The organism is Amycolatopsis sp. NPDC051903 (assembly GCF_044452505.1).
Lineage (GTDB): Bacteria > Actinomycetota > Actinomycetes > Mycobacteriales > Pseudonocardiaceae > Amycolatopsis.
Genome location: NZ_JBITBT010000025.1, coordinates 71457 through 98446, shown reverse-complemented (window position 1 = coordinate 98446; position 26990 = coordinate 71457). Strand labels below are relative to the sequence as shown.

26 protein-coding genes are annotated in these 26990 nt (G+C 71.1%); 19 read left to right on the top strand and 7 right to left on the bottom strand.

The features are described from left to right. Nucleotides 1-47 precede the first annotated feature (47 nt). The 9 genes from ACIA77_RS36255 to ACIA77_RS36215 all read left to right on the top strand — a co-directional run bounded on the left by ACIA77_RS36255 (nucleotide 48) and on the right by ACIA77_RS36215 (nucleotide 11432). Nucleotides 48-1469 (top strand): Rieske 2Fe-2S domain-containing protein, encoded by a 1422-nt coding sequence (locus tag ACIA77_RS36255; protein WP_395890596.1) that lies wholly within the window; start codon nucleotides 48-50, stop codon nucleotides 1467-1469. 11 nt (nucleotides 1470-1480) lie between these two features. Next, nucleotides 1481-2920 carry a glutamine synthetase family protein gene (locus tag ACIA77_RS36250; RefSeq protein ID WP_395890594.1) on the top strand — a complete coding sequence of 480 codons (1440 nt, stop codon included), beginning with the start codon at nucleotides 1481-1483 and terminating at the stop codon, nucleotides 2918-2920. A gap of 18 nt (nucleotides 2921-2938) precedes the next feature. After that, entirely contained in the window at nucleotides 2939-3883 is a 945-nt protein-coding gene (locus tag ACIA77_RS36245) for a PDR/VanB family oxidoreductase (RefSeq protein WP_395890593.1), read from the top strand. Between the two features lie 11 nt (nucleotides 3884-3894). Next, nucleotides 3895-4584, top strand: coding sequence for a type 1 glutamine amidotransferase (locus ACIA77_RS36240; protein WP_395890592.1), 690 nt, complete (start codon nucleotides 3895-3897; stop codon nucleotides 4582-4584). Next, a complete protein-coding gene (locus tag ACIA77_RS36235; protein ID WP_395890591.1) occupies nucleotides 4581-6191 on the top strand; it encodes an amidohydrolase in 1611 nt (536 codons plus the stop codon). The genes ACIA77_RS36240 and ACIA77_RS36235 overlap by 4 nt, the downstream gene beginning before the upstream one ends. A gap of 31 nt (nucleotides 6192-6222) precedes the next feature. Continuing rightward, nucleotides 6223-7458, top strand: coding sequence for an MFS transporter (locus ACIA77_RS36230; protein ID WP_395890590.1), 1236 nt, complete (start codon nucleotides 6223-6225; stop codon nucleotides 7456-7458). 580 nt (nucleotides 7459-8038) lie between these two features. Next, the gene (locus ACIA77_RS36225; protein ID WP_395890589.1) at nucleotides 8039-8737 is read left to right on the top strand and encodes a UbiX family flavin prenyltransferase; all 699 of its coding nucleotides are present in this window, start codon (nucleotides 8039-8041) and stop codon (nucleotides 8735-8737) included. Next, the gene (locus tag ACIA77_RS36220; RefSeq protein WP_395890588.1) at nucleotides 8734-10323 is read left to right on the top strand and encodes a UbiD family decarboxylase; all 1590 of its coding nucleotides are present in this window, start codon (nucleotides 8734-8736) and stop codon (nucleotides 10321-10323) included. The genes ACIA77_RS36225 and ACIA77_RS36220 overlap by 4 nt, the downstream gene beginning before the upstream one ends. A 110-nt stretch (nucleotides 10324-10433) precedes the next feature. After that, nucleotides 10434-11432 (top strand): LLM class flavin-dependent oxidoreductase, encoded by a 999-nt coding sequence (locus tag ACIA77_RS36215; protein WP_395890587.1) that lies wholly within the window; start codon nucleotides 10434-10436, stop codon nucleotides 11430-11432. Nucleotides 11433-11486: 54 nt separating this feature from the next. On the opposite strand, the gene ACIA77_RS36210 is transcribed toward ACIA77_RS36215, so the two are convergent. From ACIA77_RS36210 to ACIA77_RS36195, 4 genes are all read right to left on the bottom strand, one after another. Further along, nucleotides 11487-11729 (bottom strand): DUF2630 family protein, encoded by a 243-nt coding sequence (locus ACIA77_RS36210; RefSeq protein WP_395890586.1) that lies wholly within the window; start codon nucleotides 11727-11729, stop codon nucleotides 11487-11489. An 82-nt stretch (nucleotides 11730-11811) separates the two neighbouring features. Beyond that, nucleotides 11812-13920 (bottom strand): transketolase, encoded by a 2109-nt coding sequence (tkt, locus tag ACIA77_RS36205; protein WP_395890585.1) that lies wholly within the window; start codon nucleotides 13918-13920, stop codon nucleotides 11812-11814. Between the two features lie 158 nt (nucleotides 13921-14078). Beyond that, the gene (locus tag ACIA77_RS36200; RefSeq protein WP_395890584.1) at nucleotides 14079-14756 is read right to left on the bottom strand and encodes a nitroreductase family protein; all 678 of its coding nucleotides are present in this window, start codon (nucleotides 14754-14756) and stop codon (nucleotides 14079-14081) included. Nucleotides 14757-14822: 66 nt separating this feature from the next. Then, nucleotides 14823-15491, bottom strand: coding sequence for a TetR/AcrR family transcriptional regulator (locus tag ACIA77_RS36195; protein ID WP_395890583.1), 669 nt, complete (start codon nucleotides 15489-15491; stop codon nucleotides 14823-14825). Nucleotides 15492-15750: 259 nt separating this feature from the next. Here ACIA77_RS36195 and ACIA77_RS36190 point away from each other — a divergent pair, with 259 nt between their 5' ends. The 7 genes from ACIA77_RS36190 to ACIA77_RS36160 all read left to right on the top strand — a co-directional run bounded on the left by ACIA77_RS36190 (nucleotide 15751) and on the right by ACIA77_RS36160 (nucleotide 21932). Next, nucleotides 15751-16260: a DUF4863 family protein gene (locus ACIA77_RS36190; RefSeq protein ID WP_395890582.1), complete on the top strand. Its 510-nt coding sequence runs from the start codon at nucleotides 15751-15753 to the stop codon at nucleotides 16258-16260. Nucleotides 16261-16276: 16 nt separating this feature from the next. Next, entirely contained in the window at nucleotides 16277-16996 is a 720-nt protein-coding gene (locus ACIA77_RS36185) for a nitroreductase (protein ID WP_395890581.1), read from the top strand. 479 nt (nucleotides 16997-17475) lie between these two features. Next, nucleotides 17476-18261, top strand: coding sequence for an alpha/beta hydrolase fold domain-containing protein (locus tag ACIA77_RS36180; protein ID WP_395890580.1), 786 nt, complete (start codon nucleotides 17476-17478; stop codon nucleotides 18259-18261). An 84-nt stretch (nucleotides 18262-18345) separates the two neighbouring features. Continuing rightward, nucleotides 18346-18933 (top strand): DsbA family protein, encoded by a 588-nt coding sequence (locus tag ACIA77_RS36175; protein ID WP_395890579.1) that lies wholly within the window; start codon nucleotides 18346-18348, stop codon nucleotides 18931-18933. Between the two features lie 101 nt (nucleotides 18934-19034). Continuing rightward, the gene (locus ACIA77_RS36170; protein ID WP_395890578.1) at nucleotides 19035-19640 is read left to right on the top strand and encodes a hypothetical protein; all 606 of its coding nucleotides are present in this window, start codon (nucleotides 19035-19037) and stop codon (nucleotides 19638-19640) included. 23 nt (nucleotides 19641-19663) lie between these two features. Next, the gene (locus ACIA77_RS36165) at nucleotides 19664-20485 is read left to right on the top strand and encodes a class I SAM-dependent methyltransferase (protein ID WP_395890577.1); all 822 of its coding nucleotides are present in this window, start codon (nucleotides 19664-19666) and stop codon (nucleotides 20483-20485) included. A gap of 328 nt (nucleotides 20486-20813) precedes the next feature. Then, nucleotides 20814-21932 carry an IniB N-terminal domain-containing protein gene (locus ACIA77_RS36160; protein ID WP_395890576.1) on the top strand — a complete coding sequence of 373 codons (1119 nt, stop codon included), beginning with the start codon at nucleotides 20814-20816 and terminating at the stop codon, nucleotides 21930-21932. Between the two features lie 63 nt (nucleotides 21933-21995). Here the strand turns inward: ACIA77_RS36160 and ACIA77_RS36155 are convergent, their stop codons facing one another. Then, nucleotides 21996-22595 (bottom strand): CGNR zinc finger domain-containing protein, encoded by a 600-nt coding sequence (locus tag ACIA77_RS36155; protein WP_395890575.1) that lies wholly within the window; start codon nucleotides 22593-22595, stop codon nucleotides 21996-21998. Between the two features lie 87 nt (nucleotides 22596-22682). Between ACIA77_RS36155 and ACIA77_RS36150 the strand changes: the two genes are divergently transcribed. Both ACIA77_RS36150 and ACIA77_RS36145 read left to right on the top strand, forming a co-directional pair. Continuing rightward, on the top strand, nucleotides 22683-23846 hold the full coding sequence (locus ACIA77_RS36150) for an MFS transporter (protein WP_395890574.1): 1164 nt from the start codon (nucleotides 22683-22685) through the stop codon (nucleotides 23844-23846). Then, on the top strand, nucleotides 23843-24433 hold the full coding sequence (locus tag ACIA77_RS36145) for a CGNR zinc finger domain-containing protein (protein WP_395890573.1): 591 nt from the start codon (nucleotides 23843-23845) through the stop codon (nucleotides 24431-24433). The genes ACIA77_RS36150 and ACIA77_RS36145 overlap by 4 nt, the downstream gene beginning before the upstream one ends. Before the next feature lie 12 nt (nucleotides 24434-24445). Here ACIA77_RS36145 and ACIA77_RS36140 read toward each other — a convergent pair whose 3' ends face one another. Together ACIA77_RS36140 and ACIA77_RS36135 are read right to left on the bottom strand one after the other, a co-directional pair. Then, nucleotides 24446-25363: a pyridoxamine 5'-phosphate oxidase family protein gene (locus tag ACIA77_RS36140; RefSeq protein ID WP_395890572.1), complete on the bottom strand. Its 918-nt coding sequence runs from the start codon at nucleotides 25361-25363 to the stop codon at nucleotides 24446-24448. Continuing rightward, nucleotides 25360-25977 (bottom strand): CGNR zinc finger domain-containing protein, encoded by a 618-nt coding sequence (locus ACIA77_RS36135; RefSeq protein WP_395890571.1) that lies wholly within the window; start codon nucleotides 25975-25977, stop codon nucleotides 25360-25362. The genes ACIA77_RS36140 and ACIA77_RS36135 overlap by 4 nt, the downstream gene beginning before the upstream one ends. 158 nt (nucleotides 25978-26135) lie before the next feature. Here ACIA77_RS36135 and ACIA77_RS36130 point away from each other — a divergent pair, with 158 nt between their 5' ends. Beyond that, a complete protein-coding gene (locus ACIA77_RS36130) occupies nucleotides 26136-26960 on the top strand; it encodes a DUF427 domain-containing protein (RefSeq protein ID WP_395890570.1) in 825 nt (274 codons plus the stop codon). Nucleotides 26961-26990: the final 30 nt, after the last annotated feature.

The following is a 26990-nucleotide window of genomic DNA, read 5'->3' as shown; positions in this document are numbered from 1 at the left end:
TACCGGCCCACCACGCTGGACGACGAGGTCGCGAGGAGAACGCTGTCATGCGCGCGGACGACAACCGGAAGATCACCGAAACCGGGCCCGGCACCCCGGGCGGTGACTGGATGCGGCTGTACTGGCAGCCGGTGGCGCTGACCGAAGAGCTGGCGACCGAACGCCCCGTGGTCCCGCTGCGGGTGCTCGGCGAAGACCTGGTGCTGTTCAAGAACGCCGACGGTTCGCTCGGGCTCATCGACCGCCGCTGCGCCCACCGCGGCGCCGACCTCTCCCTGGGCCGTCTGGAAGACGGTGGCCTGCGCTGCTACTTCCACGGCTGGCTGTTCAACGGCAACGGGTCCTGTATGGACACTCCGGCCGAGCCCGAGGACAGCAAGCTCAAGGACAAGGTGAAGATCCGGTCGTACCCGGTGCGGGAGTGCAACGGCGTCGTGTGGGGCTACCTCGGCGAAGGTGAGCCGCCGAACCTGCCCGCGCTCGACTGCTTCATCGCACCGGCCCAGTACACCTTCGCGTTCAAGGGGTACCTCGACTGCAACTGGCTGCAGGCGCTGGAGGTCGGCATCGACCCGGCCCACGCCTCCTACCTCCACCGGTTCGAGGAGGACGAGGACACCGCCGACAGCTACGGCAAGCAGTTCCGCGGCGCCTCCCTCGGCACGAACCTGCCGATGACGAAGATCCTGCGCGAGTACGGCCGTCCCGAGATCCTCAACGCCCGCACCGAGTACGGCCAGCGGATCGTGGCCCTGCGCAAGCTCGACAAGGACGGCCTCGACGGTTCGTCGACCCACGTGCGGATCACCCACCAGGTCTTCCCGCACGGCATCACGATCCCGCTGAGCTCGACCATGGCGATCACGCAGTGGCACGTGCCGATCGACGACGTGTCCTGCTACTGGTACGCGATGTTCACGAGCCTGGACGAGCCCGTGGACCAGCAGACCATGCGCGAGCAGCGGCTCGACGGCATCACGCTGCCCGACTACAAGCCGGTGCGCAACCGCGCGAACAACTACCGGTTCGACTTCGAGGAGCAGCGCACCCAGACCTACACCGGCCTCGGGCGGGACATCAACGTCCACGACCAGATGGCCGTCGAGGGCCAGGGTTACGTCTACGACCGCAGCCGCGAGCACCTCAGCCGCTCCGACCGCGCGATCGTGACCTACCGCCGGATGGCGCTGCAGGCCATCGACACCGTGGCCGAGGGCGGCAGCCCCGACACACTGCTGAAGGACAGCGCCGACGTCGAAAGCCGCGGCCCGATCCCGCTCGACGGCATCGGCCCCACCGGCGAGTGGGAGGACTACTGGGCGAGCTCGATCGCCGATCTGCGCAAGGCGAGCCCGTGGGCCTCGCACCTGCAGGCGGCGCTCGCGACCGGGCCGGCCGGCGTGCCCGGCTCGGAGCTGGAACCCGATCGCTCGGCCTCGCCCGACGCCTACGACCGTTCGCAGGGCTGAGGGCCGCGGCCATGGGGTTCATCGAGAAGTACGGGCTGTGGACCGAAGAGCAGCAGGACGCCGCCAGAGCGGTCGCCGCCCGCGTCGAGGCTGAGGGCATCAGGACGCTGCGGGTGTCCTTCGTGGACCAGCACGGCGTGCTGCACGGCAAGACCGTCCCGGCGAGTGCGTTGCCCAGCGTGTTCCGAAGTGGACTCACCTGCGTGTCGACGCTGCTGTCGAAGGACACCTCCGGCACCACCGTGTTCTCCGCGTTCAACGCCGACGGCGGCCTCGGCGTCGCCGAGATGGCGGGCGCGGCCGACGTGGTGATGGTGCCGGACCCCACGACGTTCCACCTCGTGCCGTGGGCCGAGAACACCGCCCGGCTGCTGTGCGACCTGCGGTTCCAGAACGGCGAACAGGTGCCCTTCTGCAGCCGCGGGGTGTTCCGCACGGCGCTGGAGCGCGCCGGCGCGGCCGGGTTCGACTACGTGACCGGCCTCGAGATCGAGTTCCACCTCTACCGCCGGGCCGAGCACGACCCCAACGGCGACGGCATCGGCCGCTGCACCACCACCCCCACGCCCGTCGAGCCGATCAACCAGGGCAACCAGCTGCTCAGCGAGAACCTCGGCGACGAGGTCGAGCCCGTCACCAGCCGCATCCGCGACGTACTGGGCCAGATGGGCATCCACCTGCGCAGCATCGAGGTGGAGCTGGGTGCCAACCAGCTGGAGGTCACGCTCGACCCGGCGGCCGGGCTCGCGTCGGCCGACGCGATGGTGCTGCTGCGCAGCGCCGTCAAGCAGCTGGCGCGCCGCACCGGCTACCACGCGACGTTCATGTGCCGTCCGCAGATCCCCGACAGCAAGTCGAGCGGCTGGCACCTGCACCAGAGCCTGGTCGAGCACGAGGGCGGGCGCAACGCGTTCGTCCCGGCCGACGGCGAGGGCCCGATTTCCGCGCTGGGCGGGCAGTTCATCGCCGGTCAGCTCGCGCACGCGAGCGCGGCCTGCGTGTTCGCGAATCCGACCATCAACGGCTACAAGCGGTTCGCGCCGTACTCGATGGCGCCCGACCGGATCGCGTGGGCGCGGGACAACCGCGGTGCGATGATCCGGCTCGTCGGCTGGGCCGAGGACGGGTCCACGCACATCGAGAACCGCGTCGGCGAGTCGGCCGCGAACCCGTACCTCTACATGGCTTCGCAGCTGCACTCGGGGTTGGAGGGCGTCGACGGCGCGCTGGCGCTGCCGCAGTCGGCCGACGACCCGTACACGACCGAAGCCGGCCGGCTGCCCGCGAACCTGCGCGAGGCCGTCGACGCGCTGGAGGCGGACACGGCGCTGACCACCGCGATGGGCGCGCAGTTCGTCGCCTACTACGCCGCCGTCAAACGAGCCGAGATCGCCCGGTTCGAGCGCACGGTCACCGACTGGGAACACCGTGAGTACTTCGACCTGTTCTGACGAGCTGGAGTGGACGACATGACCGACTCGGCACTGCGCGTCACCCGCGTGACCTGGGAGGCCGACGGAGTTGTCGGGCTGCGGCTGTCCTCGGTGGACGGCAGCCCGCTGCCCGAGTGGGCGCCCGGCGCGCACCTCGACGTGAAACTGCCCTCGGGCCTGGGCCGCCAGTACTCGCTGTGCGGCGACCCGGCCGAGCGCCGGCACTACGACGTGGCCGTGCGGCTCGAAGCCGACGGCCGCGGCGGCTCGGCGGAGATCCACGGTACCGCGCTGGTGGGGAAAACGCTCGTGGTGAACCACGTGCGCAACCACTTCCCGCTCGATTCCGCCGGCTCGTACCTGCTGATCGCCGGCGGCATCGGCGTCACGCCGCTCGTGCCGATGGCGCGTGAGCTCGCGGCGCGCGGTGCCGACTGGTCGGCGGTCTACTGCGGCCGTGGCGCCGAAACCATGGCGTTCCGCGAGGAACTGACGCGCGTCGGCGGCGACCGGGTGTCCTTCGTGGACACCGCGGTCGCGCCACGGCCGGACCTCAAGGAGCTGATCGGCGCGCTGGCGCCCGGCTCGGCGGTGTACTGCTGCGGCCCGATCGGCCTGCTCGACGCCGTCACGGAGATCTGCGAGGCCTCGGGGGTGCGCTGCGAGACCGAGCACTTCAGCGCCGCCACGCCCGACCCGGACGCCGCGCCGGGTGACGAGGTCGAGCTGGAACTGCGCGAATCCGGCATCACCGTGGTCGCCGACGCGGACACGACGCTGCTGCAGGCGATCCGCGACGCCGGGATCGACGTCGAGTCCGACTGCGAAGAGGGCTACTGCGGCACGTGCGAGACGCGCGTGCTCGAAGGCACCCCCGACCACCGCGACGTGGTGCTCTCGAAGGCCGAGCGTGCGGCCGGCAAGACGTTCTTCCCGTGCGTGAGCCGGGCCTGCGGCCGCAAGCTCGTGCTCGACCTCTAGAGGGGAACCCGATGGCGAACCGCGCACTGATCCTCGTGCACGACCCCGCACCCGGCCGCCGTGAACGCGTGCCGGGGGCGATCGCGCCGGCACTGTCCACTCGCGACATCAAGCACGAGGTCGTTTCGCTCGTGGCCGAGGACGCCCCGGATCCCGCGGATCACGACCTGCTCGTGGTGATGGGGTCCAGCGAGTCGGCCGCCGACGACGCGGTGCCGTGGCTCGCGAAAGAGCTCGCCTTCGTGCGCGCTGTCGTCGAGCGCGGCGTGCCGACGCTCGGGGTCTGCTTCGGCGGGCAGCTGCTGGCACGGGTCCTCGGCGGCAGCGTGGGGCGCGCGGCGCTGCCGGAGTTCGGGTTCACCACCGTCGAGACCGACGACGCGGAGCTCGTGCCGGCCGGGCCGTGGCTGCAGTTCCACTCAGACGCGTTCGTGCCGCCGCCGGGCACCGAGCTGGCGCGCAACGCCAGCGGTTCGCAAGCCTTCGCGACGGGCAAGGTGCTGGGCTTGCAGTTCCACCCGGAGATGACGGCGGACACCTTCGCGAGCTGGCGCGAGCGCTGGGCCGCCGCCGGCTGGGCGCCGGGGTCCGAAGTGGACGTCGAGCGGCTGCGGGCCGACATCGCGGCCGGTGAGGCGCGTGGCCTGGAGCTGTGCGACCGGCTCGTCGGTGCCTTCTGCGCCGCTACCCTCGCGGGATGATCATGACTTCCGTCTACGTCAACGGCCACTTCCTCACGCTGGACCGTGAAACCCCGACGGCGTCGGCCGTGGCGATCCGCGCCGGCCGGTTCACCGCCGTCGGCGCCGACGCGGCCGTGCTCGCCCACGCCGGGCCGGCCGCGGAGGTCGTCGACCTCGGCGGGGCGACGGTGATCCCGGGGTTCAACGACAGCCACTGCCACATCGAGTTCGCCGGGCAGGCCGGGCTCGTGGTCGATCTGTCAGCCGTGCGCACGGTCGCCGAGGCGCTCGCCGCGATCCGGGACTTCGCGGCCGGTCAGCCGGCGGGCGAGTGGGTGACCGGCAGCGGCTGGCACCCGCCGTCGCAGCTGGCGGAGGCGCGTTACCTCACGCGAGCTGAACTCGACGAAGCCGCGCCGCGCAACCCGGTGTTCCTGCCGACGGTCGGGCACGTCGCCATGACGAACTCGGCCGGGCTGGAGCGCGCGGGCATCGGCGAGGGCACGCCCGACCCGTCCGGCGGCACGATCGACCGCGACTCGGGCGGCCGGGCCACGGGTGTGCTCTACGAACACGCCATCGACCTCGTGACCGCCGTCAAACCCGGCTGGACGCCCGAAGAGCTGGAGCAGCAGTTCGTCGCCGGATTGGCGCGGGCCAACAGCTTCGGCATCACGAGCGTGCTGCAGCCCTACCTGCACTCGCGCGGGATCCGCGCCCTGCAACGGCTCTGGCTCGACGGCCGGCTGACGGCGCGCGTCGGCGTGCTCTGGGCGCCCGACCCGTCGGTGCCCCTCGGCGAATGGCGCCGCACGGTCGAGGCGACCGGCGTGTCGTCCTGGTTCGGCGACGAGTGGTTCAAGCTCGCCGGGATCAAGCTGATCTCCGACGGCGGCATGACCCTGCGCACCGCGCTGATGCGCGAGGCGTACCCCGGTGACGGGCACGACCACGGCATGGCCACGATGTCGGCCGAGCACCTCACCGAGCTGGTGGTGGCCGCGCACGAGCGCGACTGGCGCCTGGGCGTGCACTGCGTCGGTGACCAGGCCGTGGACCGCGTGCTGGACGCGTTCGAGGCGGCCGACCGCGTGCGCCCGATCGCGGGCCGTCGGTTCGCGCTGATCCACGGCAGCCTCGGGCGGCGGGAGCAGTTCGAACGCGCTCGCGCGCTGGGGGTGCGGCTGGAGCTGCAGCCGGTGTTCCTCTGGGGCAAGGCCGCGACGATCGAGAAGGGCCTCGGCACCGAGACCACGAACCGGGCTGTCCCGATGCGCACGGCGATCGAGGTGTTCGGTATCGACGCCGTGTCGATGGGCACGGACTTCCCCGCCAACGAACTGAACCCGTTCTTCGGTCTGCAGCTGGCGGTCACGCGCCGGGACGCGCGTGGTGTCGCCTATGGACCGGACGAAGCGGTGACCCGCGAAGAGGCCTTGCGCTCGTACACGGCTTCGGGCGCTTTCGCCACCCGCGACGAAGCGGTCAAAGGCACTATCTCGCCCGGAAAACTCGCCGACTTCGCCGTGCTGTCCGACGACTACCTGGGCGTCGACGCGGACCACATCAAGGACTTGGAGGTGGTCCGGACCGTCGTCGGCGGCCGGGTCGTCTTCGAGAGGTGAACCGATCCCCACCACGTAGAGGAAACAAGCCATGGCAACGACGCCTACGCCTTCTCCGACCGGCTCCGGCCCGGCCACGAGACCGTCAGCTCCCGCCCGCACTCGCTGGGTCGCGCCCCTGTGCTGGGCGGCCGTCGCGCTCGAAGGGTTCGACCTGGTCGTGCTCGGGGTGGTGCTGCCGACGCTGCTGCGCAACCCCGCGTGGGGCCTGACCCCGGGCACGGCTGCCGTCATCTCGTCCACCGGGCTGGTGGGGGTCATGGTCGGCGCGCTCGCCATCGGGCCGCTGACCGACCGCTTCGGCCGCCGCCGCATGATGCTGGGTACGGTCGTGGCGTTTTCGCTGCTGACGCTGGCGTGCGCGTTCGCGACCGGGCCGTTCGTGTTCGGCCTGCTGCGGTTCGTCGCGGGGCTGCCGCTCGGCGGGGTGCTCCCGGTGGCGCTCGCGATGGTCAACGACGTCGCGCGGTCGGCCAAGGGCGGGCGCGCGACGACCACGCTCATGACGGGGTACCACGTGGGCGCCGTGCTGACCGCGTTGCTGGGGATCGTGGTGATCCCCGCGCTGGGCTGGCAGGCCATGTTCGTGCTCGGCGCGCTGCCCGCGCTGGTGCTCGTGCCGCTGATCGCCGCGCGGCTGCCCGAGTCGATGCCCGAGAAGTCCGAAGTGGACGAAGCGCGCAACCCGGTGGCCGTCCTGTTCCACCAGGGCAGCCTGGGTACCACGATCGCGTTCTGGGTCACGTCGTTCATGGGGCTGCTGCTCGTCTACGGGCTCAACACCTGGCTGCCGGAGATCATGCGCGCCGCCGGGTACCAGCTGGGCACTTCGCTGGCTCTGCTGCTCACGCTCAACGCCGGCGCGGTCGTGGGCATGCTGATCGCGGGCCGCGTCGCCGACCGCATCGGCATCCGCGCCGCGACGATCGTCTGGTTCGTGGCCGCGGCGGTGTTCCTGGCGCTGCTGAGCGTCAAGCTGCCGGGCGGCGGGGTGTTCGTGAGCGTGCTGCTGGCCGGGATGTTCGTGTTCAGCACGCAGGTTCTCGTCTACGCCTACATCAGCCGCCGCTACCCGGCCGCGGCGCGGGCGACGGCATTGGGCAGTTCGAGCGGGGTCGGCCGGCTCGGCGCCATCACCGGACCGCTGATGGGTGGCGCGCTCCTGGGCGCCGGATTGGCTTACCCGTGGGGGTTCTTCGCCTTCGCGCTCGTCGCGGCGCTGGGCGCGGTCTCCGTCTCACTGGTCGGCCGGGCGAGCGCGGGGTAAACTGCCGGCCCGAAGCGGTTCGTGACTTTTCGCTCCTCGCCCGGCTTCGGGCGAGGAGCGAATTCGTTCGGGTTGAAACAATGGGGACGGGTCGCGATCTCCAGCCCATTCCAGCGCGGTTCGATCACCGAACGTTCGTGCGTTCAGTGAATTGCAGTTCGGCTGTGTGGGTGCGAAATTCGGTCAATTCTTCCTGGTCCGACAAACTGCTGAACGACAGGTCCGATCGTACTTCGGGGAATGCCCGATGATCACACTTCGCGTTCGAGCATGCGAGATCCGTGACGGTGCCGGGTTACGCTCACCGAGCCTTCAAACTCGCGCCCGCGTCTGCTGACGCGGGCGAGGGGTGCGGAAGGACGAGCGAACACCAAGGAGAGCGAAGCACCCGACAGATCGGATTTCTGTTGCCGCACCAGGTTTTCCCGGCTGCTCGCGGCCGTCGCCGCCGGCCGTTCCCCCTCAGCGACACTGATGACGGCCGGCCCGGAGCGAGCCGTCACTTCCGCGAACACCACGGACCTCGAGGACGTTCTGCTCCGCCCGGTGCGGAAGTACCTCGAAACCGCGGGAACGCGCCGTGCGGATAGTGGTCGCCATCACCGGGGCCACCGGAGCCGTGCTGGGCGTGCGCCTCTTGGAAGTGCTGAAGAAGCTGGACGTCGAAACGCACCTGATCCTCAGTGATTGGGCGCGCGCCAATCTGAGCCTGGAAACCACGTACACCGTGAACGACGTCCGGGATCTGGCCACGCACACCCACAGTGCGCGGGATCTGGCCGCGGCTGTCTCCAGCGGTTCGTTCCTCACCGACGGCATGGTGGTGTGCCCCTGCAGCATGAAGACACTGGCGGCCATCCGGATCGGGTTCAGCGACAACCTCATCACGCGTGCGGCCGACGTCACGCTGAAGGAACGCCGGCGCCTCGTCCTGGTGGCCCGCGAAGCACCGCTGAGCGAGATCCACCTGGAGAACATGCACCACCTCGCCCGCGCCGGCGCCGTCATCTTCCCGCCGACCATCGCCTACTACGCCCAGCCGCGCTCGGTCGACGACGTGACCGACTACGTCGTCGGTCGCGTGATCGATCAGCTCGGAATCCCCCACACGACGATCGACCGCTGGAAGTCGGCCGAGCCGTCGGTGGGCGAGGAAGACGATGATCGGCCCGCGGACCGCAACGGCAGCGCCCGCGTTTCCGCGGCGATTTCGACGGCGGCTCACCGGAACGTCCACCACTTGGCCGGCGGCAATTCAACCACGAAGGAGAAGCAGTGAGCACCAGCACCGATCGTGCCGAGGACCTTCAGCAGCAGGGCGGCGACCCCGGCCCTGACCTGCGCAGCTGGCTGGCCACTTTGGACGGTGCCGGTCAGCTGGCGCGCATCGGCGCGGAAGTCGACTGGAACGAGGAGATCGGCGCCATCACCCGCGCCAACCTCGCGCTGAACGGTCCCGGGCTGCTGTTCGAGAACATCACCGGTTACCAGGACGCGCGCTGCACCAAGTTCCTGACCTCGGCGGTGGGCAGCCGCCGCCAGGTCCAGCTGATGCTCGGCCTGCCCGAGGGGACCTCGGACTCGGCCATCGTCCAGCACTTGCGCAAGCGCTTTCAGAACCCCATCGAGCCGCGCGTCGTCAAGAGCGGCCCGGTTCAGGAGAACGTGGTCGAAGGCGCGGACATCGACCTCGAGCAGTTCCCGGTGCCCAAGTGGCACGCCGCGGACGGCGGCCGCTACATCGACACGTTCTGCGGTGTGGTGACCGAAGACAAGTTCACCGGCCGCGACAACATCGGCCTGTACCGCGGGCAGATCGTCGACCGGGACAAGATCGCCAAACTGCTCGTGCCCAGCCAAGGCTGGGGCCAGCACTTCGAGGAGTACAAGCCCGCACCGATGCCGGTGGCCATCGTGTACGGCTGGCACGACGTGCTGCCCTTCTGCGCCGGCAGCCCCTTCCCCAAGAACGTCTGCGAATGGGACATGATGGGCGCCCTGCTGGGCCGCCCGGTCGACCTGGTCGCGTGCGAGACCGTGCCGTTGCACGTGCCCGCCAGCGCCGAGATCGTGGTCGAGGGGTGGATCGACCCCGACCCCGCGACCTTCATGATGGAGGGCCCTTTCGCCGAATACCCGGGCTTCGTCGGCGACGCCGGGCTCCAGCCCGTCGTCAAGGTCACCCGCATCATGCACCGCGACAACCCGGTCATGCGCGGGACCCTGGAAGGGATCCGGCCCGGACTGTTCAACGAAGACAGCATCACCAACTTCGCCCGGTCGGCCATCACGTGGAACACGCTCGAGGACCTCGGCGTCGGCGGGATCAAGGACCTGTGGATGACCGAGGTCTCCAACGGGCAGAACACCCTGGTCCAGATCCACAAGCGCTACCGCGGCCACGCCCAGCAGATCGCCTCGGCGTTGTGGGGGACCGGCGGTTCGGTGTGGTTCCACAAGAACGTCACCGTCGTCGAGGAAGACATCGACATCCACGATCCGGTGGCGCTGGACTGGGCGTTGTCCTACCGCGTCAACGCCGGCTTGGGAGACGTCGCCTTCTTCGGCCCGGGGATGGGTTCGGCGCTCGACCCGTCGACTCCGCCGGAGAAGAACGACGGCGCCAAGTACGGCACCGGGCAGTGGACGCGCATGCTCATCGACGCCACCCGCAACTGGGAGATCGACCCGCAGCCCAAGTGGGGTGGCCGCCGGTTCCCGCCCACCGACCGGATCGAACCGGACCTGGAGTCGCGGATCGCCGCCCGGTGGCAGGAATACGGGATCGGCATCCCCTACCTCGACGACGAGGGACGCGAACGGCTCACGCTGGCCGAACTCAGCAAGCGCCTGCCCGAGGTGTGATCCCCGCGAACTTCCGGTCCGTACGAGGTTGAACCGCACGAGGGCCCGGCCCGCTGACCGCAGGCGTCGGCGGGCCGTCCCCTCGCGCGGCGAAGAAAGGAGTGAGCTCGATGGCAGACATCCACCTCAGCGTCGCGCTGCCGGCGTCACCCGAGGCGGCCGACCACATCGCGACGGCCGAGCGGCTGGGCTACCGGGGCGCCCACATCTACGACACGCCCTTCGAGGGTGGTGACGTGTGGCAAGCGCTGCACGACGCCGCGAAGGTGACCACGCGCATCCGGCTGGGTCCGGCCGTGCTGGTTCCGGCCTTGCGCCACCCGTTGGTCAACGCGGCTCAGACGGTCTCACTGCACCACGCGGCGCCGGGTCGCGTCATGACCTCGTTCGGTACCGGCTTCTCCAGCCGTGCGGCGACCGGGCAGCCCCCGATTCCGTGGTCCGAAATGGACAACTACATCCGCGTCTACCTGGCGCTGCTCGCCGGTGAGTCCGCCGAATGGGAAGGCGCGCCGATCCAGCTTCAGCTGACCTCCACTCAGCGGGCCACGCTGCCGATCGACCTCCCCCTGCTCATCGCAGCCATCGGCCCGAAGGGATCGGGTGTCGCCAAGCGCCTCAGTGCCGACGGGATCATCTCGATCCTTCAGGTCACTCCCCAGCAACGCGAATTCGCCGAAGCCGTCGTCTCCGGCCCCGGCACCGTGCTCGACGAGGGCGAAGAACTGAACAGCGAACGGGTGCGGCAGGCCGCCGGCCCCACTTGGGCCGGGGTACTCCACTTCACCTACACCGTGCAGGGTGCCGACGCGGTCCGCGAGATGCCCGGCGGGCCCGCCTGGCTCGAGGTCATCGAGAAGTACCCGCCCGAGGAGCGGCACCTGCACATCAACCGCGGCCACCTGGTGGACATGAACGAGGCCGACCTCGCGGCGTGGCACGCCGGCGGTTACGTCACGCTGTCCTCGACACTGACCGGCACCGCTGACGTCGTGCGCCAGAAGGTGGCCGACCTGGCGAGCGCCGGCGCCACGGAGGTCATGTTCGAGCCGTCCGGGCCCGACATCGGCCGTGAGCTCAAGGCTTTCGTCGCCGCCGTCCGAGGCTGATCGGCGCCGGCTTTCCCGGCGCCGTGGGCCTCTACTGAGGACCGCGGCGCCGGCTCAGTTCTCCTCGGCCGCGGCTTCTTCCTCGCCCGTGTCGCCGCCCGTGTCGTCGAACACCGACAAAGCGCGGCGTTGGTCGAGCAACTGCATCACGGCGTCGAGTTCGCCTTCAAGCTTCTTCAGCCGCGCGTGCTCGGCCGGTGACAGCCCGCCGTGGTGCATGGCCTGCGTGCGCAGGTCGTGTTCTTCGTCGAGCAGAGCGGCGAGACGGTCGGTGATCGCGTGCGAAGTCGTGCCCATGTGGTTCTTCACCCCAGCGGCGTCGGTACCCGGAGACGGACGCGGCCGCCGGCGTCCACACGGGACGCCGGCGGCCGGACGATCAGGCCTGGTTCCCCGCCACCGTGGCGAGGGTCTTGCGCGCCGCGGCCACCACGGCTTCGGGCGTGAACCCGAACTCGCGGAACAGCGTCGCGTAGTCGGCCGAAGCGCCGTAGTGCTCGATCGACACGATCTCGCCGGCGTCGCCCACGAACTCGTACCACGGCATCGCGATGCCGGCCTCCACGGCGACGCGCGCCTTGACCGACGGCGGGATCACCGAATCGCGGTAGGCCTGGTCCTGCTCCGCGAACCACTCGAAGCACGGCAGCGACACGACGCGCGTCGGCACGCCTTCGGCCTCCAGCCGCTCCCGCGCGGCGACGGCCAGCTGCAGCTCCGAACCCGTGCCGATCAGCACCAGCTGCGGGTCGCCGTTCGACGCGTCCGCCAGCACGTAACCCCCGCGGGCCACGGCGTCGGCCGACGTGCCGGCCAGCACCGGCACCGGCTGGCGCGTGAACGCCAGCGCGCTCGGGTGGTGGACGTCCTCGATCGCGGCCCGCCACGCGCCGACGGCCTCGTTCGCGTCACCCGGGCGCACCACGTTCAGACCCGGGATCGCGCGCAGCGCCGACAGGTGCTCGATCGGCTGGTGCGTGGGCCCGTCACCGCCGACACCGATGGAGTCGTGCGTCCACACGTACACGACCGGCAGCTGCATCAGCGCGGCCAGCCGCACCGACGGGCGCATGTAGTCGCTGAACGCCAGGTACGTCGCGCCGTACGGGCGGGTTCCGCCGTGCAGGGTGATGCCGTTGAGGATCCCGCCCATCGCGTGCTCGCGGATGCCGAAGTGCAGCGTGCGGCCGAACGGTTCCGCCGTCCACATCTTGGTCGACGCGGCCTGCGGGCCGAAGGAATCGGCACCGTCCATCGTGGAGTTGTTGCTCTCCGCGAGGTCGGCCGAACCGCCCCACAGCTCCGGCAGCTTGTCGGCCACCGCGTTGAGGAACGCACCCGAGCCCTTGCGGGTGGCGATCTCGGCGCCGCCCGGCTCGAACGTCGGCAGATCCTCGGCCCAGCCCTCGGGCAGCTCACGCGCCGAGAGGCGCTTGAGCAGCGCGGCCCGCCCGGGGTTGGCGGCGGCCCACTCGTCGAACGCGACCTGCCACTCCGCGTGCCACTGCGCGCCGCGGGCGACGGCCTTGCGGGTCAGGGTGAGCACGTCGTCGTCGACCACGAAGTGCTGCTCCGGGTCGAAGCCCAGCACGCGCTTCGTCGCGGCGACCTCGTCGGCGCCGAGCGCGGAACCGTGGATCTTGCCGGTGTTCTGCTTGTTCGGCGCGGGGAAACCGATGACCGTGCGGACGCGGACGTAGGACGGGCGCGGGTCGGCCTTCGCGGCGGCGACGGCGTCCTGGAGCGCGGCGACGTCTTCGCCGTCCTCCACGACCTGCACGTGCCAGCCGTACGCGCGGTAGCGCTCGTCCGTGTCCTCCGACAGCGCGATGTCGGTGTGGTCCTCGATCGAGATGTCGTTGTCGTCGTAGAAGACGATGAGGTTGCCGAGCTGCTGGCGTCCGGCGATCGAGGACGCCTCGGAGGTGATGCCCTCCTCGATGTCACCGTCGGAGGCGATCACGTACACCCAGTGGTCGAAGATGCTCTGGCCCGGCTCCGGCTCGGGGTCGAACAGGCCGCGCTCGCGCCGCGACGCCATCGCCATGCCGACCGCGTTGGCCAGGCCCTGGCCCAGCGGACCGGTGGTGACCTCGACACCCTTGGTGTGCCGGTACTCCGGGTGCCCCGGCGTCAGCGAGCCCCACGTGCGCAGCGCCTTGAGGTCGTCGAGTTCCAGGCCGTACCCGGCGAGGAACAGCTGGATGTAGAGCGTGAGGCTCGTGTGCCCGGCGGACAGGACGAACCGGTCGCGCGCGATCCACTCCGGGTCGGCCGGGTCGTGGCGCAGTTCGCGCTGGAACAGCGTGTAGGCCAGCGGCGCGAGGCTCATCGCCGTGCCGGGGTGGCCGCTGCCGGCCTGCTCGACGGCGTCGGCGGCGAGCACGCGGACGGTGTCCACGGCGCGGGTGTCCGTGGCGGTCCAGCCTTCCGGCGTGCGCCGGGCGGCTCCGGCGGGGGACTGTTCGGTGGATGCGGTGTCGGACACTGGAATCGGATTTCCCCTGGGTTTGTGGAGTTTTGTCACCCGCGGTGGCTCGCGCGAGCTCGCGGTGGCGGGGCGCGAGACGACGCGCTCCCACCTCGTTGCCGGGGCCGACTGTAATGAGCCCGGACGAGGCCCGGCAACACACCGTGGGGCTGCTCTCAGCCCTCGTGTTCACCGGGCCAGAGCGGCTCGGGAACGGACACGCCGAAGTCCCGCCCCCAGCGGTTGCGGCTGCTCACCTCGTGCACCGGGCGGCGGTTCGCGGCCACGCCCCACTTGCCGCGAGGGTAGCCGAGCGCCAGCATCGCGGTCAGCTCCCAGCCTTCGCCCTCGGGTACTTCGAGCAGCTTCATTACCCGATCGGATTCCATCCGCAGCATCGTCGTCAGGACACCGCCGACACCCTCGGCGCGCGCGGCGAGCAGGGTGCTCCAGATCGCGGGGTAGATGTTGGCGCCACCGTGGTCGTCGATGGAGAACACGAACAGCAGCAGCGGGATTTCGGTGAAGTGCTCGACCAGGAAGTCCGAGGACTTCGTGATCCGCCGCATCGTTTCGGAGTGGCCTTCGGCGTCCCGCAGCGGCACGGCGAACGTGCCGGCGTTGATCTCCTCGTACTCCTTGTCGCGGCAGCGGCGGTAGATCGGGGCGATTTCGGCCTTGGTGTCCGGGTCGTCCACGGCGAGGAAGTGCCACCGCTGCGTGTTGCCGCCGTTGGGCGCCCGGATCGCCGCGTCGAGGATGCGGGCCTGCACGTCGAGGGGGATCGGGTCGGCGTGCATCCGCCGCATCATCCGGGTGGTGTACAGGGCTTCGTGGACGTCCATGGCCGGCATGCCGCCGATTATGCTCCGACTTACGTTACAGTCAATGGCCGAAACCGAAGAGGTGAACGATCCTCGTCAGTGCTTGGTGGTCCGCCGCCGCGCGGCCGGCTTCTTCGCGATCACGGGCCACAGCACGGACACGACCGCCTCGGGGATCTCGGCCATGCTCTCCCCGCGGTGGAACGCCGCGAAGTAGCTGCCGAAGCACATCGACGCGATCGTGTGCTTGTCGATGTCGTCGTGCACCGCGCCGCGTTCCTGCAGCTGCGTCAGCACGCTCTCCACGAGCTCGACCCGCGGCTCCACCGCGTGCTTGCGCAGGATCTCCAGCAGTTCGGGCGTGCGGATCGCTTCACCGGCGAAGTTGCCCATGAGGATCATGGCGTCCGGGTTGAAGTACGTGGGATCGAGCCGGTGGACGGCCTCGACGAACGCCTCACGGGGCTCCAAACCGGACAGATCCAGTTCGTAGCTGTCGCGCTGCTTGCGGAAGCCGTAGTCCAGCGCGTCGACGGTGAGCTCGAACTTGGTGCTCCAGCGCCGGTACAGCGTGGGGCGGCTGACCTTCGCGTCGGCGGCGATGTCGCCGATCGTCATGCGGGAGTAGCCGTCGAGCACCAGGCGCCGGCGAGTCGCGAGGATGATCGCCTCGTCGAGTGCCGCGTCGCGCGGCCGGCCGCCAGGACGAGGGGTGTCTTCGGTCGCGGCGTGTTCTTCCGCCGCCGCTTCGCGTGTGCGCGCCATGGCTCCCACCTCGCCGAGAATGCCGATCCGCGCAGCATATCCGATCCGTTACACGCCGTCGTTGTTATCCGTATGATTACATTCGCTTTGTGTAACGAAAACACGCTGTCTCAAACACGCTGTCTCGACGCGGCCCGCCGGGTCGGCGGGTCGCTGGACCAGGCGGGGTCGGCGTCGTTTCGTTACAGCTCTTGACCGTAACTGAATGGCGACGTACCGTCGAAGGACACCGAGCACAGCGCAGAGAACGGAGTCGACGATGACCACACCCCAGGACCTGATCGACCGCAGCATCCCGTTCCTCGGAGAGGTCAAGAACCGGACCGCGGGCGGGGAGCTCGAGGCCTGGCTCAACGACAAGTACGGTCCCGGCTCGGAGCTCTACCAGGACCTGGCGCGCATGATCACCGACGGCGTGGAGCAGGGCTGGGCCGCCAACATCGAGGTCGAAGGCAAGAAGTACCGCCGCAGCCGCATCGCGGACCCGGCCGACGTCCTCAACTACTTCAGCATCACCGCCGTGTACATGGACAGCATCGAGCCGTTCCGCGGCCAGTACCACCAGCACCCGTACGGCGAGCTCAACCTCGTGGTGCCGCTCGACCCGGACGCGAAGCTGATGGGGCCGAACGGCTGGCAGGGCAAGGGCTGGACCGCGCCGGGGCCGGGCAGTCACCACTACCCGGAGGTCAAGGACGGCGCGCTGATCGCGTTGTTCTACTTGCCGGCCGGGCGCATCTCCTACGACATCCAGCCGCCCGCGGCCTGATCGAGGGGCCGGCGCGATGAACGGGGTGTCGACGATCGAGGAAGCGCTGCGCACGCGGCGCAGCTGCCGGGCGTTCCTGCCGACCCCGGTGCCGCGCGAGCAGGTCGAGCGGCTGCTGGCGATGGCGGCCCGTTCGGCCAGCAACTCCAACAGCCAGCCGTGGCAGGTGCACGTGCTGACGGGTGCGGCCAAGCGGGCGCTGACGGCCGACTTGCTGTGCGCGCACGACGAAGGCCGCCGGGTCGACGTCGGCGAGTTCCCCTACCAACCGGCGGCGGACGCGTGGCCCGAGCCGTTCCGCTCCCGCCGCCGGAGCTTCGGCCAGGGCTTGTACGGCGAAGCGCTCGGCCTGGCCCACGACGACTCCGCGGGCCGCCGCGGCCACCACCGCCGCAACTACGACTTCTTCGGCGCGCCGGTCGGCCTGGTGCTGACCGTCAGCCGGCAGCCGCTGCAGGGCGCGCTCGTCGACGCCGGGTTGTTCCTGCAAGGCCTCATGCTCGCCGCCCGCGGCGCCGGCCTGCACACGTGCGCCGCGGCGTCGTTCATCGACTACTACCCGGTGCTCCGCCGCCACCTCACCATCCCCGACGACCACGTCGTGGTGTGCGGCATCGCCCTCGGCCACGCCGACGAGACGCACCGGCTGAGCACGCACCGCACCTCGCGCGAGCCGGTGGCGTCGTTCGCGCGCTTCTACGACGCGTCGGTGGCACCCCAGACGGAGCCGGTGTGAGGGGTGGGCGGTGACTGGCGCCCGCCGGACGGTGGCGGCGAGCCCGCGCGGATTTGTGAAGTGGCTGTCATCGCTCAGGAGGAGCAGGTGCGAGAGGTAGTCGGGTTGTTCGGGCGGGTCAGGGAGGGCTGGTGGCCGGGAGCCGGTCAAGGGGGTTGCGTGGTGGTGCGTTCCGGCTCTGACTCTGCGGGCGGAGCCGGTGTGAGGGGCGGGCGGTGACTGGCGCCCGTCGGACGGTGGTGGCGAGTCCGTATGGATTTGTGAAGTGGCCGTGACTGCTCAGGGGGAGCAGGTGCGAGAGGCAATGGGTTGTCCGGGCGGGTCAGCGAGGGTTGCCGGCCGGGTGCCGGTCTAGGGGGTTGCGTGGTGGTGCGATCCCGTCCTGACTCTGCGGGCGGAGCCGGTGTGAGGGGCGGCCGGCGGATCAGCGCGTCGGCGCGGTTTTACGATTCCGCGGTGACTTCTCGGGTGGAGCCGGCGTGAGCGGCGATCGGGATCTCGTCTACGCGACCGTGGACGGGGCGCAGCTGCGGCTCGACGTGTACCGCGCACCCGGGTCCGGCGCGCCGGTCGTGCTGTACCTGCACGGGGGTGGCTGGAGCCGGGGCGACCGGGCCGGCGAGGCCGACCGGCGGCAGGCGCCGCTGGCGGAGCACGGGGTGACCGTCGTTTCCGTGGACTACCGGCTCGCGCCGGGAGCGGTGTACCCGCGGCAGGTGCACGACGTGAAGGGTGCCGTGCGCTGGCTGCGCGCCCACGGCGGGCGCCTCGGCCTCGAGACCGGGCGGCTCGGGATCTGGGGCGCTTCCGCGGGCGCGTACCTGGCTTCGCTGCTGGCGCTTTCGCCGGGTGACGCCGAGCTGGAGGGCACGGTCGGCGGCAATCTCGAGCAGTCGAGTGCCGTACAGGCCGTGGTGCACTGGTTCGGCCAGGCCGACCTCGCGGCGACGGCGGCGCGCAGCGAGGTCGAAGCGCGGCTGCTGCCGTTCCACTTCGAAGCCGATTTCCTCGGCGGCGCCGACCCCGCGGGGCTTTCGCTGCTCTCTCGGGTGGCACCGGACGCCCCGCCGTTCCTGATCGCGCACGGCGACCGCGACCGCATCGTGCCGCCCGCGGAAGGGCGGGCGCTGCACGACGCGCTCGTCCGCGCGGGCGCGTCGAGCCGCTTCGAGCTGTTGGGCGGCGCGGGGCACGAGGACGCCGCGTTCGACAGCCCCGTGCACCTCGCGACCACGGCGGCGTGGCTGCGCGCTGTGCTGTCCTGAGGTCCTGAGCGGCCGGGACTAACTCACCCTATCGTTGCGTTACATGCAATGAACGTATCGAAACTTTCGGTGAGGAGATCCGCCGTGGCCCCGACCGTCGAGCACTGGTTCGACTTCCTGTGCCCCTTCTGCTACATCGCCCAGGACCGCAACCGCATCCTGCGCGAGCGCGGTGTCGTCGTGCACGAGCACCCGCTGCAGATCCACCCCGAGATCGGCCCGGGCGGGAGCCTGGTCGGCACGCGCGTCGGCCCGACCTACGACTTCCTCGGCCAGCAGGCCGAAGCGGCGGGCCTGCCGCTGAAGTGGACCGACCGCATCGCGTACTCCCTGCCCGCACTCGGCGCGTACGCCACGTTGTCGGCGAAGGACGCCGAACTCGCGGACCGCTTCGCGGCGTCGGTCTTCAACGCCTACTTCGGCGAGGGCAAGGACATCGAATCGCGCGACCTGCTGGTGGCGCTGACCGAGGCGGCCGGCGGCGACCCGGAGGTCGTGCGCGCGGCGTGGGAGTCGGGGGAGGGGGACCAGGCCGTCGGCCGGTCGGCGATCCTCGCCTACGAGAACGGCGTGCAGGGCACCCCGGCGTGGGTCGGTGGCGGCCAGAGCTTTTCGGGGCTGCGCAAGCGCGAGTTCTTCGAGAACTGGGCCGATTCGCTGGCCCGAGACTGAGCCCGTCCTGGTGTGACGAGAGTTGCCCTCCGCTGGGCTATCCGGGTGATAATCTCGATCTACGTCACCCGTTCGGCCGCCGAAGAGAAAGCCCGTTCACGATGACTCTGTTCGGCCCCGGCGACGAACTCACCTTCGCCTTCGACGAAACCGGCCGGCTGCGCATCGCCGTGCCCGAGGAGCAGCTGCCGCTGGCCGCGTTCCTCTACACGGACGCGCAGTCGGACGCCCACGCCGTCGGCGAGCTCGCCGGACTGCTGCGCCGGGCCCAGCGCGAAGCCAAAACGTGGCTGGGCAACGGCTGTTCCGTCGACCTCACCGGTGACGTGGCGGTGCTCGACAGCCTCTACGGCACCTGGCCGCGCGCGACCTTCCCGCAGCCGGTGTTCTGGTCGGCTCTCGAGGGCTTGCAGCGGTTCCTCGGGGAGTCGGGCGGCGCCGCGCCGACGACGGGCGTCACCCGGGCGGCCACCGAATACCGCAACCTCAAGAACGGCCGCTTCTGCTTCGTCGACCGCACCTACTTCCCGAGCGACTGGTCGCCCGCCGCGATCACCGAAGCGGGCACGCGCGCGTGGGCGGCCGGCGAAACGCTGCGCGACCCCGCCACCGGCGCGTGGTCCGGCTCGTTCGGCGGCCTCGAAATCGCGGGCTACTACCGGCCCTCGACCGGCGAGCCGCTGACGTATTTCCCTGTGCTGCGCTGACTTCGCGGCCTAGGCTCGCGCCCGTGGCCGGGTGGGAGTGGGACGAATCCTTGTACGCGGGCAGCGCCGAGCACTACGCGCGCGGCCGCGTCGCCTACCCACCCGAACTGGCCGACCGGCTCGCTTCGCTGCTGCGCCTCGACGGCTCGGGCCGCCTGCTCGACGTCGGCTGCGGACCGGGCTCCCTCACGCTGCTGCTGGCGGGGCACTTCGCCGAAGCCATCGGCCTCGACGCCGACCAGGCGATGCTCGACGAAGCCCGCCGCCTCGCCGTGCGGGTGGGCATGGACACCACGCGCTGGGTGCGCCGGCGCGCCGAAGACCTGCCCGCCGGGCTCGGCGCGTTCCGCCTCGTGACGTTCGCGCAGTCCTTCCACTGGCTCGATCGTCCGCGGGTCGCCGCCACTGTGCGCACGATGCTCGACCCCGGCGGCGCCTGCGCCCACGTCCACGCGACGACCCACCGGGGCGTCGCCGCCGCCGGGACGCACCCGCGGCCGCCGCACGGTGAGATCGACGAACTGGTGCGGCGCTACCTCGGGCCGGTGCGGCGCGCGGGCCGCGGCGTGCTGCCCGAGGGCACTGCGGGCGGTGAAGCCGAGATCTACCGCGCCGCCGGTTTCACCGGCCCCGATCGGCTCGAGATTCCGGGTCGTCCCGTTGAACGGGACATCGACGAACTCGTCGCCGCGGTGTTCTCGCTTTCGAGTTCCACGCCGCACCTCTTCGGCGATCGCCGGGACGCTTTCGAGGCGGACTTGCGGGCACTTCTGGTCAATTCGAGCCCGTCCGAAAAGTTCGCAGAGCAGATGTGCGGGATCGCGGTCGACGTCTGGTACCGGTGAAATCCACCGGGGTTGTCACACCAACGGGTGATTCCCCGGATCTTCACCCGGCGGTAGTGGCCGACGCCGCCGGCGGGCCATCGGGATCCCGGCTGTCGCGCGGAAAGCGGTCAGCCCGGTCGCAAGCCGCTGACCACGGCGAACACGCGAAAGTTGCGTCATTTCCCTAGTCCCCCTATCGGCGTCGGGACTGGACTCCCTAATGCCGGGACCCCGAACCCCCGGGGTGGCCCCCGATGGCCGCCGAACGGGGTAGCCCTATCTTCATTCCGAGCCAACGGCTTCGCTCCGAGATGCCGAATCATCTGTACACAGGAGACTACGAACTATGGACGCGGTGCAGAACCTGCACGAATTCGCCATGACGCTGCTGAGCGACCCGCAGGCCGCGGCCGCCTACGCCGCCAACCCGCAGGGCCTGCTCGACACGGCGGGCCTGGCCGACGTTTCGCCGGCTGATGTGCAGGACATCATGCCGCTGCTGGCCGACACGGCCCCGCTGGCCGCCGCCCCGAGCCTGCCGGTCTTCGGCAACGTGCTCGACCACGCGGCCGGCGAGCGCGCCGACCTGCCCAACCCGACCGACATCGTGAGCGGCCTGCCGAACCTGAGCGGCGTCTTCGAGGCCGTCAGCGACGTCGCCGACGAGACCGGCCTCAACACCGCCGCGCACGGCGTCCTGGGCACCGCCTCCGACGTCGTCGACGGTGTCGGCAGCGCGGTCAACGGTGTCCCGATCGCGGGCCCGGTCGTGAACGCCGGCGCGATCGACCTCGAGCACACCGTCGCCGCGGTGGGCGACCACCTGTGGGACGGCAAGCTCGTCGGTGCGGCGGTCGACGCCACCACCAACCACCTGGGCGACGCCCTCATGCCGCAGGCCGCCGTGGCCGCGGTCAACACCGTCCCGGTCGTCGGCGGTCCGGTCTCCGGCGTCGTCGAGGACGTCCGCGAGACGGGCGCCGGCCTGCTCGCCCACGTCAACGAGGCCATCGGCTCCACCCCGGTGGGCGAGGCCCTCAACGGCGACGAGCGCGCCGACTTCGGTGCCGCGGGCGACCTGTCCGGCACGCTGGACAACGCCGTGCACGCGGTTCCGGCCACCGCGGCCCTGCCCGCCCTCCCGGCGGTTCCGGCCGTGCCGGCCGTGCCCGCGGTCCCGGCTCTGCCGGACGCGCCGCACGCCGTCGGCTCCGTGACCCACACCCTGTCGGCCGCCGTGCCGCAGGTCCCGGTCGCGGGCCAGGCCGTGCACCACGTGCTCGACACCGTCGGCCACGCCGACACCGCGGGCATCCAGCACACCCCGATCGCCGACGTCGCGGACGCGACCCACTCGGGCTCGCTGCTGGGCGGCGTGGAGTCCCACGCGCAGGACCTGACCCACGGTCTCGACCTGCACGCCGCGGGCGACGCGCTCGGCGGGCACGACCTGCCGCTGCACTGAATCACCTGCTGACGAAACAGGCCCGGACCACTTCGGTCCGGGCCTGTTTTTTGTTGCTGTGCTTCAGGAAGCCGCGTGCGTACGCCGGTAGTGGCGCGCGACCCGCGCGCGGTTGCCGCAGATGTTGCCGGTGCACCACTGCCGCCGCTTCGTCTCCGCGACGAACAGCATCGAGCACGTGGGGTTCGCGCACCGGCGCAGTTTCTCCAGCTGCGCGGGGGAAGACAGCAGCTCGATCGCCTCGTCCGCGATCGCGGCGAGCGCCGCGTTGCCCCCGTGCTCGGTGTGCCAGCGCGTGGTGGCCGTGAGCGTGCCGCCGGCGTCGCGGGTCAGCCGCGAGCTGCGGGGCACAGCGGACGCGAACGCGTTGAGGTCCTCGACCGAAACGGCCTGCGGCGCCCGGTCTTCCAGGTGCGCCACGAGCAGGTCGCGGATCGCCGCGCGCAGCCGGCGCGCCGCCGCCGGGGCCGGGACGTCCGCCTCCGGGAGCCGCGGCAGCTGCAGCCGCCACCACTTCTCGTACTGCTCCGCCGGCTCGAACAGGTCCACGGCGGGGTCCACCGCCGTCATCACCGTGTCGGCCAGGTCCAGCGCCACGAGCGGCTCGCCGCCCATCGGGAACCCCGCCGCCTGCACGTCCTCGAGGGTCGGTCCGGCCGTCATGGGCTCACGATATCCGTCACACCCCGCGGGGGTGGTCACGGCGCCGTTAGTAACCCATACTCGGGTTACTAACGAGCAGGAGGTGGCATGAGCCCGTGGGCGAGGGTCGGTGCGGCGGTGCTCGCGGTCGGCTGGGGGGCGAACCAGTTCTCGCCGCTGCTGATCGTCTACCGCGACCAGGAGCACCTCTCGCCGACGGTGGTCACCGCGATCTTCGGCGCCTACGTGGTCGGGCTGATCCCGGCGCTGTTGCTCGGCGCGCGCTTCTCCGACCGCTTCGGGCGGCGGCGGATCATGCGGCCGGTGCTGGTGCTCTCGGCGATCGCGTCGCTGATCCTGCTCTTCGGCGCGGGATCGATCTGGCTGCTGGCACTCGGCCGGCTCGTCGCGGGGGTCGCTTCGGGCGCGGCGTTCGGGCCGGGCAGCGCGTGGATCAAGGAACTCTCGACGGACGCGGGGCCGGGCGCCGGCGCTCGCCGGGCGGCGATCTCGCTGTCCGCCGGGTTCGGCAGCGGGCCGCTCGTCGCCGGTGCGCTCGCGCAGTGGCTGCCGGCGCCGGCCGTGGTGCCGTACGTCGCGCACATCGCGGTGACCGCGGTGGTGGGTGTGCTGGCCTGGCACGTGCCGGAAACCGTGACCGGCGCGGGGAAAACCGGTGCGCGGCGACGGGCGCTGAAGCACGCGCTGACGAGCCGGGAGTTCCTGCGCCGGATCGTGCCGAGCGCGCCGCTGGTGTTCGGGGTCGCGACCACGAGCTTCGCGGTGCTGCCCGCGCTGCTGCCGGTGCCGGTCGCCCCCGTCGCGAGCAGCGGCGCCATCGCCGGGCTGACGCTGGGCAGCGGGCTGCTCGTGCAGCCGGTGGCCCGCGCGCTGGAACGGCGGCGCAGCCCGTTCGTGCTCTCGTGCGGGCTCGGCTTGACCGTGGCCGGGTTCCTGCTCGCCGCGTTGTCGGCGGCGCTCGGCCAGGCGTTGCTGACGCTGCCCGCGGCCGTCGTGCTGGGTGCGGCCTACGGCATGTTGCTGGTGGGCGGGCTCAGCCGCGTCGAGGCGCTGGCCGAGCCGTCCGACCTGGCCGGGGTGACGGCCGTGTTCTACTGCCTGGCCTACCTCGGGTTCGCCGCGCCGTACCTGTTCGCGGCGGTTGACGTGGTGGTGCCGGCGCCCGTCGGGTTCGTGGTGGCCGCCGCGGTGGCCGCGGTGCTGATCGCCGTGACCGCGCCCGTGCGCCGGCTGTCCGGGGGGATCTCGTGAACCAGCCCCGCACCCGGGTCACGGCGCAGCTGCGGCAACTGCGGTTCGACGCCGGTGCGCGCTCGCTCGACCTGGTGGCCACGGTCGGGCGCCGGCCGAGCGCCCACATCGAACGCCTCGAAGACGTGCCCCGGCTGGAAACCTGGGCCGAGGGGGCCGGCTTGCCGCTGCTGCCCGGTGAGGCGACCCCGGCCGCGCTCGCGGACGTGGTTCGCCTGCGGGAGGCGGTGTTCGCCGTGGTGACGGCGGTGCTCGAGGACGCGCCCGTCCCCGCGGAGGCCGCGGCGCTCGTCGCGGAGTACGCCGCCTTCGAGCTCCCGCCACCCCGGCTGGACCTGACGCGCGACGGTCACCTCGTACCCGGCCCGCGCCGCCGCACGGCGCGCGAACTACTCACCACAACGGCGCGCGACGCGATCGACCTCGTCACGGATCCGGCGCGACGGGATCGCTTGCGAGCGTGCGATTCCCCGTTGTGCCGCATGCTCTTCCTCGACGTCCCGGGTGGACGGCCGCGGCGGTGGTGCTCGATGCAGCGGTGCGGCAACAGCAGCAAGGCGGCCGCGTTCCGCGACCGCCGCTCGTAGGCGGTCGCGCGGTCAGCCGGTCACGTGGGGGTTGTGCGGTGAGGGCACCACACCCGACGAGTGCAGCGCCAGGCCCGTCTGCGAGATCACCTGCTCCGGGTGGAAACGCACCCGGCGGCCGGTCGAGTCGTCCTCGCCGGCAGTGCCCGGCGTGACCCACTCCAGCGTGGCCGTGCCGGTGAGCTGGAGCGCGGAGCCCGTGGTGAAGTCGACGAACAGCAGCGAAGCTTCGGGGTCGCTCGCGATGTTGCCGAGGCTGTTGAACATGTTGTTGCCCGCGTAGTCCGGCCACCACAGGTCGGCGCCGTCGACGCGGACGAAGCCGGGCTCGCCACCCTTGTGCGAGGTGTCGGCGCCACGCGTGGGGTGGGTCGTGCCGAGGAGGAACGTGTCCGCGCGGCGGATGAGCTCGCGGTACGCGCCGGTGAGCGCGTCGGAGCGCTCGACGTGCGCCGGTTGCCGCACGGGATCGATCGCCAGCCGGCGCTGCTGGATGTAGGACGGGCAGTTGCCGTACGCCTGCTCGACGTCGAGGAAGAACCCGCCTTCGCCGACGGCCACGACGGTCCCGTTCACGCGCAACCGCCGCCGCGTCGCGAACTCGACGGCCAGCAGTCCGGCCGGTTGCCCCGCGGGCAGTTCGTGCAGCGGGTCGCCGTCGGCGGGGCGGGTGTGCACGACGAGCGTGGTGTCGAACCCCTCCAGGAACCCGGCGGGTCCCAGCAGCGGGGCCGTCCACAGGGTTCCGTCGCCCGCCCGGGCCGTGACGGCCGCGAACTCACGCTGCGCCAGGAACCCTTCGGCACCCCGGCTCAGGTGCGCGGGCGCGAGCATGCCTTCCAGCCGCGCCGCTTCGTCCTCGAGCCCGGCCTTGCGCTGCACGCTCAACTCGCCGGGGTGAAAGCCGGCCGCGGTCGCTTGCTCGCTCATCGTTCCTCCTGCTCGGCTGACGGGACGTGGGTGCGCCGGTAGTGCCGGGCCACCCGGACGCGGTTGCCGCACACGCTCCCCGCGCACCACCGCCGGCGCCGGTTCGTGGCGAGGAAGAGCATCGTGCAGTCGGGGTTCGCGCACCGGCGCAGCCGCGAGAGCCGCTCGGAATCGCCGAACAGCTCGATCGCCTCCCGCGCCACCGCGGCGAGCGCGACGTTGCCGCCGTGCTCGGTGTGCCAGCGCGTGTGCGCGTCCAGTGCGGTCGCGCCGCTTCCGAGCCGGGGACTCGTCGGCACCGAAGCCGCCGCCGCGTTGACCTCGTCCACGGACGCCGAGTCCGGGGTGCGGCCGTCGAGGTGGGCCTCCAGCAGGTCCCGGATCGCGGTCCGCAAGCGGAGAGTCGGGACCAGGCCGGGCGCGGGTGAGGGCGGCAGGCTCGGCAGCTGGAGCCCCCACCACGCGGCGCCGCGCTCGGGCGACGCCAGCAGCTCGCCGTCGCCCGGCGTGGTTTCGGCGGCCAGGGTGTCGGCGAGATCCAGCGCGACGAGCGGTTCGCCGCCCATGGGGAAGCCCGCCCGGTGCATGTCCTCAAGGCTGACCCTACTGTTCATGAGTCGATGGTACCCATTAGTCAAGTCGATGAACAAGCCAGAAAATTGACTCTTGTGTCACCGTGACTAACGGATATACAGTGCTCGCATCAGTTAGTAGGAAGAAGGCGAGAGACATGGGACTGGCATGGCAACAGGGACCGCTTTCGACCAGGTCGGTGGGCAGGTTCCTCACCCCGGAGCCGTTGCCCGAGCGGCTGCTCTTCGTGGAGCCGCTGCGCCGGCGGATGCGCGTCCGGTTCGGGGGTGAGTGGCTCGTCGACAGCGAGGACGTGCTGCTGCTCCACGAGCCGGGGCACTACCCGGTGGCGTTCTTCCCGAAGAGCGCCGTCGCCGACGGCGTGCTGGCAGCGAGCCGGACCACGCAGCACCGCGAGCTGGGCGAGACGACCTGGTACACCGTCACCGCGGGCGACGGCAAGGCCGAGCGCGCCGCGTGGGAGTACACCGGGCTGCCGGAGTACGCCGACGCGCTCGCGGGCCGCGTCGCCTTCGCGTGGCGGGCGATGGAGGCGTTCTACGAGGAGGACGAGCGCATCGTCGGCCACGCGGCGGACCTCTACCACCGCAACGACATCCGCAAGACCTCGCGCCACCTCGTGGTCCGCGACGGCGAGCGCGTCATCGCCGACACCCACCGTCCGGTCGTGCTGTACGAATCCGGTTTCGCGCCGCGCTGGTACGTGCCGCGCGAGGACATCGACGAGACCGCACTGGCGCACGTCGACACCCAGACGTTCTGCCCGTACAAGGGCATCGCGAGCTACTACGACATCGGCACCCACGCCGGCGCCGCCTGGTCCTACGAGCACGCCTGGACCGAGGTCGAGCGCGTGTCCGGGCTGGTCTCGTTCGAACCGGACAAGATCGAGGTCTACCTCGACGGCGAGCGCCTGGCCCTGGAGCCGGGTCAGACCGTGATCGCCCACGGCGTCGACCGCGGGCTCGACACCGACGAGATCCTCAAGCGCGCGTCCGCCTGAAAATCCCACCGCACCAGCAAAGGAGCCATC